Origin of the sequence: Pseudomonas sp. 1 R 17 (assembly GCF_900067035.1) — a bacterium.
Lineage (GTDB): Bacteria > Pseudomonadota > Gammaproteobacteria > Pseudomonadales > Pseudomonadaceae > Aquipseudomonas > Aquipseudomonas marginalis.
On record NZ_FKLB01000021.1, the window covers coordinates 285,907 to 301,915 of the forward strand.

Below are 16,009 nucleotides of genomic sequence, written 5' to 3' on the forward strand. Positions count from 1 at the left end.
ACAGTTATTTTTCAGCGTGTTCCTTCAAGGCTTTCAGGGTGTTGAACGGCGCTTCCACCACGAACTTGTTGGCCAGCCACGACGGCACGCTGCCGCCTGGCTCGGTGTGTACCTGGTAGGTGACTTCGGTCTCATTGGCGCCTTTAGGGACCAGTTTCCAGAAGCCCTCGACCTGAGCGACACGCACGTAGCCTTTTTCTTCGGGCTTGTAGGTCGGCACGCCCTGCAGCTTGCGGGTTACGCTGCCGTCGGCGTCCTTGGTGGTGGTGACATGGATGTATGAATCACGATCGGTCACCGGGAAAGGCGCCTTGAACTGGGTGTAGGTCCAGGCCTCATCGCCTTTCTTGTCCACCAGCTTCTGGGATTTGCACTCATGAATCCACGAGCAGGCACCGGCCACATCTTCCTGCAGGGCCTGGATCCTGGCGACAGGCGCCTTGATCACGGTCACACCGCGATACGCCTTGTATTTGGAGCCGGCGACTTCGCTCAGGGACACCTTGATACCGTCTTCATCCTTGGCAACCTGCCAATCCTCAGCCTGGGCAGTGGCAGCAAATACCAGCGTAAAACCGCACAGCACAGCCATTCGTTTCAGCGAACCCATTGTCGTATTCCTTATTGTTGAAGTTCCGATAGTAAAGCCCCTCAAGCCGCCGTCATCTGCTCCCACCAGCCGATCAACCGGATCGCATCGGCCTGGTCGGTGCCGCAGACATCGATATCCGCCTTGAAATCACTGCACACCGCCGGGCGCTCCGGTCGGCCGAACAGTTGGCACAGCTGTTCGACCGACAGGTGCAGGCAGCGTTCGCCCGCCGGTTTGCCATTGGGCATACCGGGTAAGGGCGAACTGATGGAGGGGGCGATGCAGCAGGCGCCACAGCCTTCACGGCAATTCATGACCAGCAGGTCCTCGACGACTCAATAGGGACGGCCGGGCTAGGGTACGCCCTTAAACAGCCGTTTTAAAATGGGTTAACAGGGGTATTTCGCACAAAATAAAAGTGACCGACCAGTCTGCGACAGATGGTCGATGGCCTGCGTCACTTTGTAGGAAAAAGTTTACTGCTTGAACTCGAATTCCAAAGCGGCACCTTCCACTTCACGGCGCTCTTCGTTGCGCAGTTGCAGCTTCATCTCATTGCTGAGCAAACGGCCGTTGATCTGGAACGCACTGTTGTCGGTGGGCTTTTCACCGAACATCGGCGGCAACAACGGCACGCTCTTGGGCTTGGGCACGGTACCCAGGGGCTGCAGGTGCCTGACCATGTCCGAAGGCAGGGACAAATCCAACTGTGCCGGTGGCAGTTTGGTCTGTGCCACTTCCTGGGCTGACTTGGATTTTTTCGCCGTCGACGCACGTTTTTTCGCCGTGGCGGTTGGCTTCTTCGCGACGGGGGCTTGCTTGGCGGTGGAAGGTTTTTTTGCCGGGGCATCCTGCTGGGTATTGGCAGCGGGCTTGTTTTCAGCCACGGGTGCCGCCGCCAGCGCTGTGCCGACGTTACACAGGCTTAACAGGCCAATCACCAAAGCAGCGCGAACAATCGAGGTCATATTGCCTACAGCATTAACGGCAGAGGGCCATATGCTCGCTTGTTGTGCGCGGCATGACAAGAGCGGTGATCAGCCAGCTATCGGCGCTGCGCCTTTTCGGCGCCTCAAAAGCCGGCTGCGGTTTCCTGGCATAGCTGGCTGGCCAGCATCCCCAGGGTCATCAGCGCACGCTCTGCTTCGCGGTTCCAAGGTGTGCCGCAGTTAAGGCGAATGCAGTGGTTGAACTGCTCGGTATTGCTGAAGATCAAGCCCGGCGCAATGCTGATGCCCTGTTGCAGGGCGCGCACGTGCAGTTCCTGGGTATTGACCCGCCCAGGCAAACTGACCCACAAAATAAAGCCGCCCGTCGGACGAGTCATCTGGGTGCCTTCCGGGAAATACTGCTGCACCGCCAGTTGGAAGGCGCTGAGATTCTTGCGGTATTCCTGGCGGATGTAACGCAGGTGCCGGTCGTACCCGCCGTTCTCCAGATACGCTGCCACGCCCATCTGGGTGACGCTGCAGGCCGAGTGGGTGCTGAACATTTGCAGGCGCTGGATTTCCTGCTGGTACTTGCCGGCGATCATCCAGCCGATGCGCACACCCGGCGACAAGGTCTTGGAAAAGCTCGAGCAATAGATGACCCGGTCCAGGCGGTCATAGGCCTTGAGAGCCTTGGTGCGGCCGAGTTCGAACATCAGTTCGCCGTAAATATCGTCTTCGACAATCTGGATATCAAAATCCGAGGCCAGGCGCAGCAACTGTTTCTGCCGTTCCTCGGGCATGGTGCCGCCCAAGGGGTTGCTCAGGCGCGTGGTCAACACCAGGGCCTTGATCGACCATTGGTTGGCGGCCAGTTGCAGGGCTTCCAGGCTCATGCCGGTGGACGGGTCGCTGGGGATCTCGATGACCTTCAGGCCCAACAGGTCGGCCAGTTGCAGCAAGCCGTAATAGGTCGGCGATTCAGCCGCGATCAAGTCGCCGGGACGTGTCAGCACCCGCAGCGACATCTGCAAGGCGTCAACACAGCCGTGGGTGATCACCACTTCGGAGGGGTCCACCACCACGCCGGCGTCACGCATGCGAATCGCCACCTGGCGGCGCAACGGCTCGAAACCGGGGCTGAACATGTAGCTGAAGGCGCGTGGGCTCTGGAAGCGCGTGACCTTGGCCAATTGCTGGTGCAGCGCCCGTACCGGCAGATAGTCGACGCTCGGCACGGCGGCGCCCAGGGGAAATACACCTTCGCGGCGCGACTCGCCCAATACCTGCTGGATAATGCTGCTGCGGGTGACCAACCCCGGGCGCTCGACCCGCGCGATGTCCGGCGTCGGAGCGGTGAGCGCCGGCGTCTGGTGCACGTAGTAACCGGACTGCGGCCGTGCCCGGATCAGCCCCTGGTCTTCCAGGTTGGCGTAGGCCTGCAATACCGTAGCGTGGCTGACATTGAGCTGGGAGCTCATCTTGCGCACCGAGGGCACGCGCTCGCCAGGTTGATAGACACCGCGACGGATGTCCTCAGCCAGTTGCTGGGCGATACGTTGGTAAAGCAACAGATTGGTCATGACGCAGCACTCGATTTCACGGGTATTTTATTTTTGTGTGAAACATACCAGCACAGTTTAGAAGTGTACGGGGACAGTTGCCACAATAGTCGAGCGCGCGCGGGAGTGACAGTAAAAACTGTAAGGTGAGTAGAGAGAATACTCAGATGTATACAGAACAATGTGGGAGGGGGCTTGCATCCCGATGACGGAGTGTCAGTCGCCGAAAATAGTGACTGATCCACCGCTATCGGGGGCATGCCCCCTCCCACACTTTTGATTTGCGCAAGGCTTCAGCGAGCGGCGCCCAGTTGGCCTTTCTCGTCGGAGAACACTATTTCTACGCGACGGTTCTGCGCGCGGCCACGTTCGGAGGCGTTGGCTTCCACTGGGTACTGGTCGCCGTAGCCCTCAACCTGGATGCGTTTCTCGTCGATTCCCAAGTCCACCAGCACATCGGCCACCGATTGCGCGCGATCACGGGACAGTTTGACGTTTTCCTGCTGACCACCCGTATTGTCAGCGTACCCCTCGATGCGCACCACACGCTTGGGGTTCAGTTGCAGGAACTGCACGATTTTCAATACGGTGCGGTTCGCCGAGTTTTTCAACTCCGCTTCACCGGTATCGAACAGCACGTCGCCCAGGGTCATCACCAGGCCACGATCGGTCTGAGTGGTGGTCAGGCTGGCGATCTGTTCTTCGAGCCATTTACCCTGCTGCTGCACGCTGATCAGCTTGCTTTCACGCAGGGCCAATTGCAGGCGCTGGCGTTCCAGTTCGAGCTTGGCGGCACGCTCTTCGTTAAGTGTCTGCTCGGTGTGTTCGCGGGCGATGGCACTGTAGCGCTGGCTCAGGTAGGCGTAATGCACCACGTCGGCACCGCTGCCCCAGTAGCTGGACAAGCGGTCGGCCCGCGCCAGGGATTCACCGGCGCGGATCACGTCCTTGGGTGCGATACGCAGCACGTTGGCGTCTTCCTTGACCTTCTGGAAGTCGCTGCCCGCCTGTTGCAAGGCCTGTTCGCCACTGGGGTGGCTGGCACAACCGCCCAGTGCCGCACTGCCCAGCAGCACGGCACAGCCCAGACCACGGATCATCGGGTTCATTGGGCTTCTCCCAGCTGCAATTGCTTGCGCAGGCGCGTGATGCGGGTATTGAGCACGTTCAGTTGTTCCTGGCTCTTGCGGGTCAGCACCTGGGCTTCGGCCAGGCGCGCATCCAGCTCGGCCTGTTCGGCCTGCATGCGCGCGTCCTTGTAGGATTGCTCGGCCATGTCGGCCTTGGCCTGGGCGAATTTGTCTTCGGCCAGTTTCAGTTCGGGTGATTCATCGGCGCTGGCGCCCACGGCGTTGGCTTGTTCCAGGGCTTGCTGGGTGAGGCGAATTTGTTCATTCGGCGCAGGATCGGCTGCACATCCCGCCAGAGCGACAACGGCGAGGGCCGCGAAAAAAGGTCGAAGAGTCACTGAAAATCCCTACTTTGTTGGGGTGCCGACGGGTTGTTGCAATTGCGCTTTCCAACGCTCCAGACTGCGCTGCAGCGCGGCTTCCGTCACACCAGACCCGGGCAATTCTGTCATCTTTTTGGCCAGCTGTCCGCGCAGCCACGGATCATTGCAGGCCGAGTTGTGGGAAATCGCCAGGTACAGGCCGGGCTGATCGACGGGCACGTCGCGGGCCACCAGGTCATTGCTCATCCCTAACGTCTGGGCCATGGCCATGCCGGAGTAACGCCCGGCCAGCACGTAGTCCACTTCCCCCAGCAGCAGTTTCTGGAAGGCCGGGGTCAACGTGGGCAGGCGTTGCAGGGTCAGTTGCTGGCCGGCGAAGGTTTCAAAGTCGCGGCTCAAGCGCGCACGTTCCGACACTGCACCCTTGTGGCCATGCAGGTCCGCCGCCGTGGAGTAGGCCAGCGCCGAATCCTTGCGGGTCCAGACCAGATAATCGAGCTGTACCAGCGCGGGGTGGATGTAGTCGAGGGTTTCCAGCTCGCCAAGGTTCAGCGGTGCATCGGCGAGGATGTCCATGCGCCCGCTGCGCACTTCGTCCAGGGCCAGGGAACGCTTGCCGCCGTAGAGCAGGTCGATTTTCAACCCAAGCTCCTTGGCTACCTGTTGCAAGACATCGGCGGTGGCGCCGATCAGGTGCGTCGGGTCTTGGGGGTCGCGCCACAGCAGCGGCGGTGCATCCGGGCTGCCGGTGATCACCAGGCGATCACATTTGCCGGCTGCCTGGGCCAGGCTCGGCAGCAGCGTAAGTCCCAGCAGTACGGCCCAGGGGCGCAGTTCCATGGCGGTTTCTCCGGCGTTCAAAAAAGCCCGGGCCAAAAAAAGCCCGGTCACTAGACCGGGCTCTTTATAAGTGAAGCGGCTGGATTAGACCAGCTTCTCCAACTCGGGTACGGCTTCGAACAAGTCCGCCACCAGGCCGTAATCGGCCACCTGGAAGATCGGTGCTTCTTCGTCCTTGTTGATCGCGACGATCACTTTGGAGTCCTTCATACCGGCCAAGTGCTGGATCGCGCCGGAGATACCGACAGCGATGTACAGCTGTGGCGCAACGATCTTGCCGGTCTGGCCGACCTGCATGTCGTTGGGTACGAAGCCTGCGTCGACGGCCGCGCGGGAGGCGCCGACCGCAGCGCCGAGCTTGTCGGCCAGGGCGTACAGGTGCTTGAAGTTGTCACCGTTCTGCATGCCACGGCCGCCGGAAACGACGATCTTGGCAGCGGTCAGTTCAGGACGATCCGACTTGGCCAGCTCTTCGCCAACAAAGCTGGACGTGCCAGCATCGTGGGCAGCAACAACGGCCTCAACGGCAGCCGAACCACCTTCAGCGGCAACCGGGTCGAAACCGGTGGCACGCACGGTGATGACTTTGACGGCAGCGGTCGATTGCACGGTGGCAATCGCGTTACCGGCATAGATCGGGCGCTTGAAGGTGTCGGCGCTTTCTACCGAGATGATCTCGGAGATCTGGTCAACATCCAGCTGCGCGGCAACGCGCGGCAGGATGTTTTTGCCGTTGGAAGTGGCGGCAGCCAGGATGTGGCTGTAGCCAGCGCCCAGCTCTGCTACCAGGGGGGCGACGTTTTCCGGCAGTTGGTGAGCGTAAGCGGCGTTGTCGGCCAGCAGTACTTTGCTTACGCCAGCCACTTTGGCTGCAGCCTCAGCCACGGCGCCAGCGCCTTGACCGGCGACCAGTACGTGGATGTCGCCACCGATTTTAGCGGCAGCAGCAACAGTGTTCAGGGTGGCCGGGGCCAGCACCTTATTGTCGTGTTCTGCGATTACCAAGATAGTCATGATTAGATTACCTTCGCTTCGTTTTTCAGTTTCTCGACCAGTTCAGCCACCGACTTGACCTTGATGCCCGCGCTGCGTGCAGCCGGCGCTTCAACTTTGACGGTCTTGTTGGTGGAGGCGGTGGAAACGCCCAAAGCATCCGGAGTCAGCACTTCGAGAGGCTTCTTCTTGGCTTTCATGATGTTTGGCAGGGACGCGTAGCGCGGCTCGTTCAAACGCAGGTCGGTGGTGACGATGGCCGGCAGTTTCAGGGAAACCGTCTGCGCGCCGCCGTCGATTTCGCGGGTCACGGCAACGTTGTCGCCGCTCACTTCGACTTTCGAAGCGAAGGTGCCCTGGCCGTAACCGGTCAGTGCAGCCAGCATCTGGCCAGTCTGGTTGTTGTCGCTGTCGATCGCCTGTTTGCCGAGGATCACCAGCTGAGGCTGTTCCTTGTCGACAACGGCCTTGAGCAACTTGGCCACGGCCAGGGAGGTCAGCTCTTCAGCGGACTCGACCAGGATAGCGCGGTCGGCACCCAGTGCCAGGGCGGTACGCAACTGCTCTTGAGCAGTGGTCGGGCCGATGGAAACCACAACGATTTCAGTCGCCACGCCTTTCTCTTTCAGGCGTACGGCTTCTTCCACGGCGATTTCACAGAAAGGGTTCATCGACATCTTGACGTTAGCAAGGTCGACGCCGGAATTGTCCGCCTTGACGCGAACTTTCACGTTGTAATCGACAACGCGTTTGACAGCTACAAGAACCTTCATGGATTCCTCGTTACTCTCCGGTGAAAAGAAAGTCGCCTAGGCGAACCTGGCGGTTGATGCTCATCGGCACACAAGGGCACCTCCAAAAACGGCGGCGAATGACCTTGCTCACGGGAAGTGATGACCGTTCGTCAGTGGTGACTGGGAGGTCATTCTTTATCGCGGCGTGTAAACTGCGCGCCATCAATTAAACGCGCGTCACCTGTTTTGCCTTTGCCGTGCTTTTGGACGTGCTCTTGAAACCTACAGTCTGCCTACGGTCTGTGCAAAACCGACCGTATATTGACCGGAACGCCTATTCTGGTCAATACGGCAGAATGGCCAGTCATAAGCCGCGTTGCTTTGATTTACCTAGCCTGCGGGCAATTCAAACAAACGTTTGTATTGGACGCTGACAGTGGTCTATATATAATGCGCCACCTAGAGAGACAGGTGGGTCATCCCCTGCCGTTGCGCACGGCGATGACGGACACGACACCGAACCTCCACCCATTAGAAAAAAAGCCTGTTGAGCCTTGAGTAGGAGATAGCCTGTGGAACGCGAATACATGGAATTCGACGTGGTCATCGTCGGCGCTGGCCCGGCGGGCCTGTCTGCCGCCTGCCGACTGAAGCAGAAGGCCGCCGAAGCCGGTAAGGAAATCAGCGTCTGCGTGGTCGAGAAAGGCTCCGAAGTGGGCGCACACATCCTCTCCGGTGCCGTGTTCGAGCCCCGTGCCCTGAACGAACTGTTCCCGGACTGGAAGGAACTCGGCGCCCCGCTCAACACCCCCGTGGTGCGCGATGACATCTATGTGCTGCGCAGCGCCGACACCTCCACCAAGGTGCCAGACTTCTTTGTGCCCAAGACCATGCACAACGAAGGCAACTACATCATCTCCCTGGGCAACCTGTGCCGCTGGCTGGCCCAGCAGGCCGAGAACCTGGGTGTGGAAGTCTACCCAGGCTTCGCCGCCCAGGAAGCGCTGTTCGATGAAAACGGCGTGGTGCGCGGGATCATCACCGGCGACCTCGGCGTCGACCGTGAAGGCCAGCCAAAAGAAGGCGTCTACACCCCGGGCATGGAACTGCGTGGCAAGTACACGTTGTTCGCCGAAGGCTGCCGTGGGCATATCGGCAAGCAGTTGATCCAGCGCTTCAACCTGGACAGCGACGCCGACGCCCAGCACTACGGCATCGGCCTCAAGGAAATCTGGGAAATCGACCCGGCCAAGCATCAGCCAGGCCTGGTGGTTCACACCGCCGGTTGGCCGCTGGACATCATGAGCAACGAGAACACCGGTGGCTCGTTCCTCTATCACCTGGAAAACAACCAGGTGGTCGTCGGCCTGATCGTCGACCTGTCCTACAGCAACACCTTCCTGTCGCCGTTCGACGAGTTCCAGCGCCTCAAGCACCACCCGGTGCTGGCCCAGTACCTGGAAGGCGGCAAGCGCATCAGCTACGGCGCACGCGCCCTGGCCAAGGGCGGTATCAACTCGTTGCCGAAGATGGTGTTCAAGGGCGGCGCGCTCATCGGCTGCGACCTGGGCACCATGAACGTGGCCAAGATCAAAGGCAGCCACACTGCGATGAAGTCCGGCATGCTCGCTGCCGATGCCGTGGCCGAACGCCTGCTGGCCGAATCCGAAGGCGGCGATGAGCTGACCAACTATGTCGACAGCTTCAAGGCAAGCTGGCTCTACGAAGAACTGTTCGCCAGCCGCAACTTCGGCCCGGCGATGCACAAGTTCGGCCCGATCATCGGCGCCGGCTTCAACTGGTTCGACCAGAACATCCTCGGCGGCAAGATGCCGTTCACCCTGCACGATACCAAGCCGGACTACGCCTGCCTGAAGCTGGCCAAGGACAGCAAGAAGATCGACTACCCGAAACCCGACGGCAAGTTGAGCTTCGACAAGTTGAGCTCGGTGTTCATCTCCGGTACCAACCACGAAGAAGAGCAGCCGTGCCACTTGAAGTTGAAAGACCCAAGCATCCCGATCGGCACCAACCTGCCGCTCTACGATGAACCGGCGCAGCGTTACTGCCCGGCCGGCGTGTATGAAGTGATCACCCAGGAAGACGGCGAGAAGCGCTTCCAGATCAACGCCCAGAACTGCGTGCACTGCAAGACCTGTGACATCAAGGACCCTTCGCAGAACATCACGTGGGTCACACCGGAAGGTGCGGGTGGGCCGACTTACCCGAATATGTAAGCCAAGCGAGGCTCCCGAATGGGAGCCTTTTTTATGCAGTCAAACTCGGTCAACTGTGGGAGGGGGCTTGCCTGAAATGACTAGGCAGCCCGCTCTTCGCCAGGGTTACGCTCGAAGTAGCGCTTGTACTCGCGACTGAACTGCGACGTACTCTGGTACCCCACGCTGTGCGCCGCCTGCGCCACGCCCATGCCCTCCACCAGCAGCAACTGCTGAGCCTTGAGCAAGCGCAAACGCTTCAAGTACTGCACCGGCGACAACAGCGTGCAGCGTTTGAAATGCTCGTGAAACGTCGACGCACTCATATGCGCGTACCCCGCCAACGTCTCGATATTCAGCGGCTCGGCGTAATGGGCATGCAGGTGATTCAACGACGTGGCGATCCGCGAAAACTGCCCTTGCTGTTCCACCAAGGCGCGCAGCACATCGGCCTGGGGGCCACGCAAGGCGGTGAACAATAATTCCCGCACCCGCGCCGGGCCCATGATCCGGCTTTCCAGTGGATCGTGCAGGCACTGCAGCAGCCGCTCGACGCAGCCGCGCATGGCGTCATCCAGGACCACCGAACTCATCGACTCCAGGGTTTGCGCGGTCGGCGGCGGACCGGCCTGCATGCCCATGGCCATCACCAACTCACCCAGCACCACGCGGTCAATGCCCACGGTCACCCCCAGCAGCGGCGCACCGGGCGCCATGGCGAAAGTCTCGCACTCGAACGGCACCGGCATCGCCTGGATCAAGTAGTGCCCGGCGCCATACTCCAGCGTACGCGGGCCCAGGTAGGCGACCTTGCTGCCTTGGGCCACGAACATCAGGCTCGGCTCGTAGATCTGCGGGCCGCGCGCTACGTCGCAACTGGCGCGCAGTACTTGCACACCCGGCAGATGGGTCGGGGAGAAACCGTCGCGGGACGTCAGCCCCTCGATCAGGGCAACCAGCGTGGCGTTGGCATCAACATGGCGGGTCAATAGCATAAAAGCAGTTCTCGGGAGTTTTCAGATCTGAGCATCAGCAAGCTTCAAGCCTCAAGCTGCAAGAGAGCACGCAGTTTATAGCTTGCGACTTGCAGCTTGCTGCTTTTAGCGGCTCCTCCGGAGCTTTAGGCATGAGACTCGGAGCAATCGCCATGGCCGCATCAGGGGGTGACGCGGAAAATGGCCCGCCTCATCTGTCCCTGCTTTTGCGAGGTTTTCGCCATGTATACCGCCATCGGTTACGCCGCCCAGTCGGCCACCACTCCCCTCGCCCCCATGTCGTTTGAACGCCGCAGCCCGCGCGCCGATGACGTGGCCATCGAGATTCTCTACTGCGGCGTGTGCCACTCCGACATCCACCAGGCGCGCAACGAATGGGGCATCGCCGTGTACCCGCTGATGCCGGGCCACGAGATCGTCGGCAAGGTAACCGCCGTCGGCGCCCGCGTGACCGCGCATAAAGTCGGCGACCTCGTCGGTGTCGGCTGCATGGTCGATTCGTGTCGCCACTGCGAAGCGTGCAAATCGGACCTCGAGCAATATTGCCTCGAAGGCCCGACCATGACCTACGCCACCCCGGACCGCGTCGATGGCAGCAACACCATGGGCGGTTACTCCGACAGCATCGTGGTCAGCGAGCACTTCGTGGTGAAGATCCCGGCCAAGCTCGACCTGGCCAGCGCCGCGCCGATCCTGTGCGCAGGCATCACCACCTATTCGCCGCTCAAGCACTACGGCGTCAAGGCTGGCGACAAGGTCGGGATTCTCGGCATGGGTGGCCTGGGCCACATGGGCATCAAGTTCGCCAAGGCCATGGGCGCGGAAGTGACACTGTTCACCCGCTCGGCGAGCAAGGCTGAAGAAGGCCGCCGCCAGGGTGCCGACCATGTGATCGTGTCCACCGATGCCGAACAGATGCAAGCCGCCGCCGGCAGCTTCGACTTCCTGCTCGACACCATCCCGGTGCAGCACGACCTGAACCCCTACCTCGACGTATTACGCTTTGATGGCGTGCACATCCTGGTTGGCCTGATCGAGCCCGTGGACCCACCGGTCAACGCCGCCAAACTGGTATTGGGACGTAAAGTGCTGGCAGGTTCGCTGATCGGTGGCATTGCCGAAACCCAGGAAGTCCTGGATTTCTGCGCCGAGCATGGCATCACCTGCGACATCGAAATGCTCGACATCCGCCAGATCAACGAGGCCTACACCCGCATGATCGCCGGTGATGTGAAGTACCGCTTTGTCATCGACATGGCGACCTTGAAGGCCTGAGTGCCCTCACCCCACTCCCAGTAGATACCAACACCGCGTAAACCCGTAGCAGCTGCCGAGCGCAAGCGAGGCTGCGTTGCGGTGTGTCAGATACACCGCTGACGCAGCCTCGCTTGCGCTCGGCAGCTGCTACGGGGGGCCTTCATACTATGGGTGGGAGGGCCTTCACGCTACGGGGCTGGTCAGGCCTTCGCACCCAACTCCGCTGACAGCCGTGCTGCGACCTGCTTGATCACAGGGATCAGCTCGGCCATTTTCTCCAGCGGCATGTAGGGCACGGTACTGGCGATGCTGATGCCGGCGACGATTCGCCGGCTGGCATCGCGCACCGGTGCCGCCACGCACCGGATCGACGGTTCGTTGTCTTCCAGGTCGAACGCATACCCGCCCACCACATACTCACGCATGCGCTGCTCGAACTGCGCCCAGGATTGTTCTGGATGCTGCGGCCATTGCAGGTTTTTCCCACCCGCCGGCAGGCTGGTCTCGTACAAACGCTGCCACTCTTGCACCGAGTCATCCAGCAGCATCGCCTTGCCCACGCCCGTGCGCGCCAACGGCATGCGATGGCCGACCCGCGAGCGCATTTCCGGACCGTTGCGGCCAGGGTTCTTGTGCAGGTAGAGCACGTCGTCGTATTCGCGAATGGCCAGGTGGATGGTGTCGCCGGTCAATGCCGACAGCTCATCCAGGTACGGCACCGCCAGGGTCACCAGCGGCAGCTCTTCGCGGGCCTGAAATCCCAGCTCGATCAACTTCGGCCCCAACAGGTAGCCGACTTGCGGCACCACGCGCAGGTAACGCTCTTCCACCAGGCAACTGGCCAGGCGGTGGGTGGTGCTGCGGGTGGTGCCGATGCGCCTGGCGATCTCTTTCAGATCCCGCGCACCGGCCGCCACCGCCTGCACGACGCCCAGGCCACGCAGCAGGGTCTGGGTGCCGGTGGGGGCTGCGTCTTTGACGGGGGTGTGGGCGTTTTCCTGCATATCGGGCCTATAGGTATGAAAGCGGGGGCATTATGGCAAATACCGCCCCTCAGATCCAAAGGTGGGAGGTGTTCGATCTAGCGCTGCTTCATGCGGTCGATGATGACCGCCAGCAACAGGATCGAGCCACGAATCACGTACTGGTAGAAGGTGTCGATATTCTTCAGGTTCATCGCGTTCTCGATGATCGCCAGGATCAGCACCCCGGCAATCACATGGCGGATCATGCCGATGCCGCCGCTCAACGACACCCCACCCAGCACGCAGGCGGAAATCACCGTCAGCTCGAACCCCTGGCCGATCATCGGCTGGCCCGAGGTCATGCGCGAGGCGAGGATCACCCCGGCCAGCGCGCCGATCAGGCCGTGCACGGCAAAGATGATGATCTTGGTGCGATCAACGTTCACCCCCGCGAGCAACGCGGCTTCCTGGTTCCCCCCGATCGCCATGGTGTTGCGCCCATAGGTGGTGTAGTTCAACAGCCAGCCAAAAAACACAAAGCACAGCACGGTGATGATGATCGGCACCGGCACGCCCAACAGTTGGCCGTTGCCGAACACAAAGAAATCCTCGTTCATCACCCCCACCGCCTTGCCGTTGGAGAAGATGTAGGCCAGGCCGCGCACGATCTGCATGGTCGCCAACGTCGCGATCAACGCATTGATACGCAGCTTGGCGATGACAATGCCGTTGATCAGCCCTACCACCAAACCCATGGCTAATGCAGCGGATACACCGAGCGCCACGCTGTCGGTGTCGCGAATCACGATCCCCGCCACCACACCGGCGCAGGCAATCACCGAGCCCACCGACAGGTCGAAGTGCCCCGACGCCAGGCAGAACAGCATGGTGCAGGCGGCGATGCCCACGGTGGAAATCGCCAGGCCCAGGCCGCGCATGTTCAGCGGCGAGAGGAAGTTGTCGATAAACAGCGCGCTGAGCACAAAGATGCCCAATGCCGCCAACAGCATCACCCAGTCATCGAGAAACTTGCGCTGGTTGAAGCCCGGCCAGAAGCCCTTTGCAGTTTTTACCTGAGACATGCCTACACCCTCTTATTCTTCAAGCCCGCGAACGCGGGAGTGCCAGTTGCAGCAGGCGTGCTTCATCCGCTTGATCGCGGCTCAGTTCGCCGGTCAGCGCGCCTTCGCTCATCACCAGGATGCGATCGGAGATGCCCATCACTTCCATGAGGTCGCTGGACACCACAATCACCGCAATACCGCTGGCGGCCAGGTTATGAATGATCTGGTAGATCTCCGACTTGGCGCCGATGTCGATGCCGCGAGTCGGTTCGTCGAGCAGCAGCACCTTCATCGGCATCGACAGCCAGCGGCCAAGAATGGCTTTCTGCTGGTTGCCGCCGGACAGGTACATGATTTTCTGTTCAGAGTTAGGCGTTTTGACTTTCATCGCCTTGATCTGCTGGTCGGCATTGCCCTTCTCCCAGCCATCGCGCAGCAACCAGCCGAACGAAGAGTGGGCTCCACGGGCGCTGATATTGATGTTCTCGGCGACGCTGGACAGCGGAATGATGCCTTCCTTCTTGCGATCTTCCGGGCACAGCAGCACACCGGCGGCGATGGCGTCGCGGGGTGAGCGCAGTTGCAGGGCCTCCCCGCATAACTCAAGGCTGCCGGCGCTGGCGCGTTCCAAGCCGCTGAGCAAACGGAACAACTCCGTGCGCCCTGCCCCCACCAGGCCGAACAGACCGAGAATCTCGCCCTTGCGCACCTCAAAACTGACCGGCTCACGCAAACCCGGACCCAGCAAACCGTCGACCTTGAGCGCCACCTCACCGTGCTCGCGCGGGCGGTAGTCGTAGATGTCCTGGATGTCGCGGCCGACCATGCAGGTCACCAACTGGTCGTGGGTCAACGCGCTCATGTCGTCGAAGGTGCGCACGTAACGGCCGTCCTTGAACACCGTGACCGCGTTGCAGATGCGGAACACCTCTTCCATGCGGTGCGACACGTAGAGCACCACTTTGCCCTCGTCCCGCAGGCGCGTAATGATCGCCATCAAGCGGTCGATCTCCCGCGCCGACAGGCTGCTGGTCGGTTCGTCGAAGGCAATCACATGGGCGCCACGGGACAGCGCCTTGGCAATTTCCACCAGTTGGCGCTGGCCCAGGGACAGGCGCCCGAGTTTTTCCTCGGGGTCGATTTCATCCGCCAGGCCCTTGAGGCAAGCCAGGGCCTGCTTGCGCAACAGGCCCCGGTTGACCACGCCGAAGCGCGAGGGCAAATGCCCGAGGAACAGGTTTTCGGCGACGGTCATTTCCGGCACCAGGTGCAGCTCCTGGTGGATCACCGCCACGCCGCTGGCGATGCTGTCGGCGGCGCATTTGAACGCCATGGTCTGCGCGCCGATCTGCACCGTGCCGCTGCTGGGAATATAGGCGCCGCCGAGGATCTTCAGCAGCGTCGACTTGCCCGCACCGTTCTCGCCCATCAGGGCGTGCACCTGCCCCGGGTGGGCGGTGAAGCTGATGCCGTCCAGCGCCTTGACCCCGGGAAAGGTTTTGCCGATAGCGTCGAAACGCAGGGCCGCCGCCGTCATTTCCACAGCCCGATCTTGGTCAGTTCTTCCTGGAAGTTGGCGCGGGTGATCAGGGTCACTTCATCCATGGCCGTGTACTTCGGCGGTTCGGTGCCCTTGGTGACCCACTCGTACATCATCAGCGCGGTGTTGTAGCCTTCGATGTGCGGGCTTGGCAGCATGGAGCCGAAGAAGCCGCTGTTGGCCTTCTTCAATTCGCCGATGGCGTCGGTGCCATTGATGCCGATGCCGATCACATTGGCGGCGGCGAAACCGGCGCTTTCAGTGGCGCGCACGCCGCCGAGCACGGTGTTGTCGTTCATGCCGCCGATGATCAGGTTTTTCGCGCCGCTGGGCAGCTTGACCAGGGCCGAGTTGGTGGCGTCCATGCTGCCGGGGACGTCGAGGGTTTTCAGCGCGGCGGTGAGGATATGGTCCTTGGGAATGCCGGCTTCTTCCAGGGATTTGATCGAGCCATCGGTGCGTTTTTTGCCGGTGTCGAGTTCATTGAAGGTGTTGATCACCGCGTAGGTGTCCTTCCAGTCCCAACCGCGTTTTTTCGCTTCGGCGGCCATGGCCGCGCCTTGTTTCTGGCCCACTTCAAACGCGGCCATGCCCAGGTACGGCACGTCTTCCATGAAGTTGCCCTTGGCGTCGACAAAGCGATCATCCACGGCAATCACTTTCAGGCCGTTGGCCTTGGCCTTGGCGACGATGGCCGGGCCCAGGGACACATCCGGCGGGCAGATCACAAAGCCCTTGGCGCCGTTGGCGGCCAGGCTGTCGATGGCCGAGAGGGTTTTCTCGCCATCGGGCACGGCGATCTTGATCACGGTAAAGCCATGTTCCTTGCCGGCTTTTTCGGCAAAGGCCCATTCGGTCTGGAACCACGG

16 protein-coding genes are annotated in these 16,009 nt (G+C 61.1%); 2 read left to right on the forward strand and 14 right to left on the reverse strand.

Annotation, left to right across the window (positions count from 1 at the left end; translation table 11 throughout):
* Positions 1-4: 4 nt before the first annotated feature.
* The 9 genes from BFP99_RS06675 to BFP99_RS06715 all read right to left on the reverse strand — a co-directional run bounded on the left by BFP99_RS06675 (position 5) and on the right by BFP99_RS06715 (position 7,142).
* The gene (locus BFP99_RS06675; RefSeq protein ID WP_027603637.1) at positions 5-610 is read right to left on the reverse strand and encodes an START domain-containing protein; all 606 of its coding nucleotides are present in this window, start codon (positions 608-610) and stop codon (positions 5-7) included.
* Positions 611-651: 41 nt separating this feature from the next.
* The gene (locus BFP99_RS06680) at positions 652-906 is read right to left on the reverse strand and encodes a YkgJ family cysteine cluster protein (protein ID WP_065940713.1); all 255 of its coding nucleotides are present in this window, start codon (positions 904-906) and stop codon (positions 652-654) included.
* A 162-nt stretch (positions 907-1,068) separates the two neighbouring features.
* Positions 1,069-1,560: a translation initiation factor 2 gene (locus tag BFP99_RS06685; protein ID WP_065946913.1), complete on the reverse strand. Its 492-nt coding sequence runs from the start codon at positions 1,558-1,560 to the stop codon at positions 1,069-1,071.
* 104 nt (positions 1,561-1,664) lie between these two features.
* Positions 1,665-3,104, reverse strand: a complete 1,440-nt coding sequence (locus BFP99_RS06690; RefSeq protein ID WP_017527404.1) for an aminotransferase-like domain-containing protein — start codon at positions 3,102-3,104, stop codon at positions 1,665-1,667.
* Between the two features lie 272 nt (positions 3,105-3,376).
* The gene (locus BFP99_RS06695) at positions 3,377-4,192 is read right to left on the reverse strand and encodes an OmpA family protein (RefSeq protein WP_065946914.1); all 816 of its coding nucleotides are present in this window, start codon (positions 4,190-4,192) and stop codon (positions 3,377-3,379) included.
* Entirely contained in the window at positions 4,189-4,551 is a 363-nt protein-coding gene (locus BFP99_RS06700; protein WP_027603634.1) for a DUF4398 domain-containing protein, read from the reverse strand. Before BFP99_RS06700 ends, BFP99_RS06695 begins: the two co-directional genes overlap by 4 nt.
* Before the next feature lie 9 nt (positions 4,552-4,560).
* A complete protein-coding gene (locus BFP99_RS06705) occupies positions 4,561-5,376 on the reverse strand; it encodes a substrate-binding periplasmic protein (RefSeq protein ID WP_065946915.1) in 816 nt (271 codons plus the stop codon).
* An 84-nt stretch (positions 5,377-5,460) separates the two neighbouring features.
* The gene (locus tag BFP99_RS06710; RefSeq protein ID WP_065946916.1) at positions 5,461-6,390 is read right to left on the reverse strand and encodes an electron transfer flavoprotein subunit alpha/FixB family protein; all 930 of its coding nucleotides are present in this window, start codon (positions 6,388-6,390) and stop codon (positions 5,461-5,463) included.
* Positions 6,391-6,392: 2 nt separating this feature from the next.
* On the reverse strand, positions 6,393-7,142 hold the full coding sequence (locus BFP99_RS06715; RefSeq protein WP_065924817.1) for an electron transfer flavoprotein subunit beta/FixA family protein: 750 nt from the start codon (positions 7,140-7,142) through the stop codon (positions 6,393-6,395).
* A gap of 533 nt (positions 7,143-7,675) precedes the next feature.
* Here BFP99_RS06715 and BFP99_RS06720 point away from each other — a divergent pair.
* Positions 7,676-9,340, forward strand: coding sequence for an electron transfer flavoprotein-ubiquinone oxidoreductase (locus tag BFP99_RS06720; RefSeq protein ID WP_027603630.1), 1,665 nt, complete (start codon positions 7,676-7,678; stop codon positions 9,338-9,340).
* An 80-nt stretch (positions 9,341-9,420) separates the two neighbouring features.
* On the opposite strand, the gene BFP99_RS06725 is transcribed toward BFP99_RS06720, so the two are convergent.
* Positions 9,421-10,314, reverse strand: a complete 894-nt coding sequence (locus BFP99_RS06725; RefSeq protein WP_027603629.1) for an AraC family transcriptional regulator — start codon at positions 10,312-10,314, stop codon at positions 9,421-9,423.
* Between the two features lie 222 nt (positions 10,315-10,536).
* On the opposite strand from BFP99_RS06725, the gene BFP99_RS06730 reads away from it, so the two are divergent.
* The gene (locus BFP99_RS06730; protein WP_065924818.1) at positions 10,537-11,589 is read left to right on the forward strand and encodes an NAD(P)-dependent alcohol dehydrogenase; all 1,053 of its coding nucleotides are present in this window, start codon (positions 10,537-10,539) and stop codon (positions 11,587-11,589) included.
* A gap of 182 nt (positions 11,590-11,771) precedes the next feature.
* Here the strand turns inward: BFP99_RS06730 and BFP99_RS06735 are convergent, their stop codons facing one another.
* From BFP99_RS06735 to BFP99_RS06750, 4 genes are all read right to left on the reverse strand, one after another.
* A complete protein-coding gene (locus BFP99_RS06735) occupies positions 11,772-12,575 on the reverse strand; it encodes an IclR family transcriptional regulator (protein ID WP_027603627.1) in 804 nt (267 codons plus the stop codon).
* A gap of 77 nt (positions 12,576-12,652) precedes the next feature.
* Complete coding sequence (gene araH, locus BFP99_RS06740; protein WP_065924819.1) at positions 12,653-13,618, reverse strand: L-arabinose ABC transporter permease AraH; 966 nt, start codon at positions 13,616-13,618, stop codon at positions 12,653-12,655.
* Between the two features lie 19 nt (positions 13,619-13,637).
* Entirely contained in the window at positions 13,638-15,137 is a 1,500-nt protein-coding gene (gene araG / locus BFP99_RS06745; RefSeq protein ID WP_065946917.1) for an L-arabinose ABC transporter ATP-binding protein AraG, read from the reverse strand.
* A partial coding sequence (locus tag BFP99_RS06750; RefSeq protein WP_065924821.1) for a substrate-binding domain-containing protein occupies positions 15,134-16,009 on the reverse strand: 876 nt, incomplete at its 5' end. The genes BFP99_RS06750 and araG, both read right to left, overlap by 4 nt.

What these genes read in the sequence shown, in the direction of transcription:
- BFP99_RS06675 (WP_027603637.1), bottom strand. Translation starts at nt 610, where the DNA reads ATGGGTTCGCTGAAACGAATGGCTGTGCTGTGCGGTTTTACGCTGGTA.
- BFP99_RS06680 (WP_065940713.1), bottom strand. Translation starts at nt 906, where the DNA reads ATGAATTGCCGTGAAGGCTGTGGCGCCTGCTGCATCGCCCCCTCCATC.
- BFP99_RS06685 (WP_065946913.1), bottom strand. Translation starts at nt 1,560, where the DNA reads ATGACCTCGATTGTTCGCGCTGCTTTGGTGATTGGCCTGTTAAGCCTG.
- BFP99_RS06690 (WP_017527404.1), bottom strand. Translation starts at nt 3,104, where the DNA reads ATGACCAATCTGTTGCTTTACCAACGTATCGCCCAGCAACTGGCTGAG.
- BFP99_RS06695 (WP_065946914.1), bottom strand. Translation starts at nt 4,192, where the DNA reads ATGAACCCGATGATCCGTGGTCTGGGCTGTGCCGTGCTGCTGGGCAGT.
- BFP99_RS06705 (WP_065946915.1), bottom strand. Translation starts at nt 5,376, where the DNA reads ATGGAACTGCGCCCCTGGGCCGTACTGCTGGGACTTACGCTGCTGCCG.
- BFP99_RS06710 (WP_065946916.1), bottom strand. Translation starts at nt 6,390, where the DNA reads ATGACTATCTTGGTAATCGCAGAACACGACAATAAGGTGCTGGCCCCG.
- BFP99_RS06715 (WP_065924817.1), bottom strand. Translation starts at nt 7,142, where the DNA reads ATGAAGGTTCTTGTAGCTGTCAAACGCGTTGTCGATTACAACGTGAAA.
- BFP99_RS06725 (WP_027603629.1), bottom strand. Translation starts at nt 10,314, where the DNA reads ATGCTATTGACCCGCCATGTTGATGCCAACGCCACGCTGGTTGCCCTG.
- BFP99_RS06730 (WP_065924818.1), top strand. Translation starts at nt 10,537, where the DNA reads ATGTATACCGCCATCGGTTACGCCGCCCAGTCGGCCACCACTCCCCTC.
- BFP99_RS06735 (WP_027603627.1), bottom strand. Translation starts at nt 12,575, where the DNA reads ATGCAGGAAAACGCCCACACCCCCGTCAAAGACGCAGCCCCCACCGGC.
- araH (WP_065924819.1), bottom strand. Translation starts at nt 13,618, where the DNA reads ATGTCTCAGGTAAAAACTGCAAAGGGCTTCTGGCCGGGCTTCAACCAG.
- araG (WP_065946917.1), bottom strand. Translation starts at nt 15,137, where the DNA reads ATGACGGCGGCGGCCCTGCGTTTCGACGCTATCGGCAAAACCTTTCCC.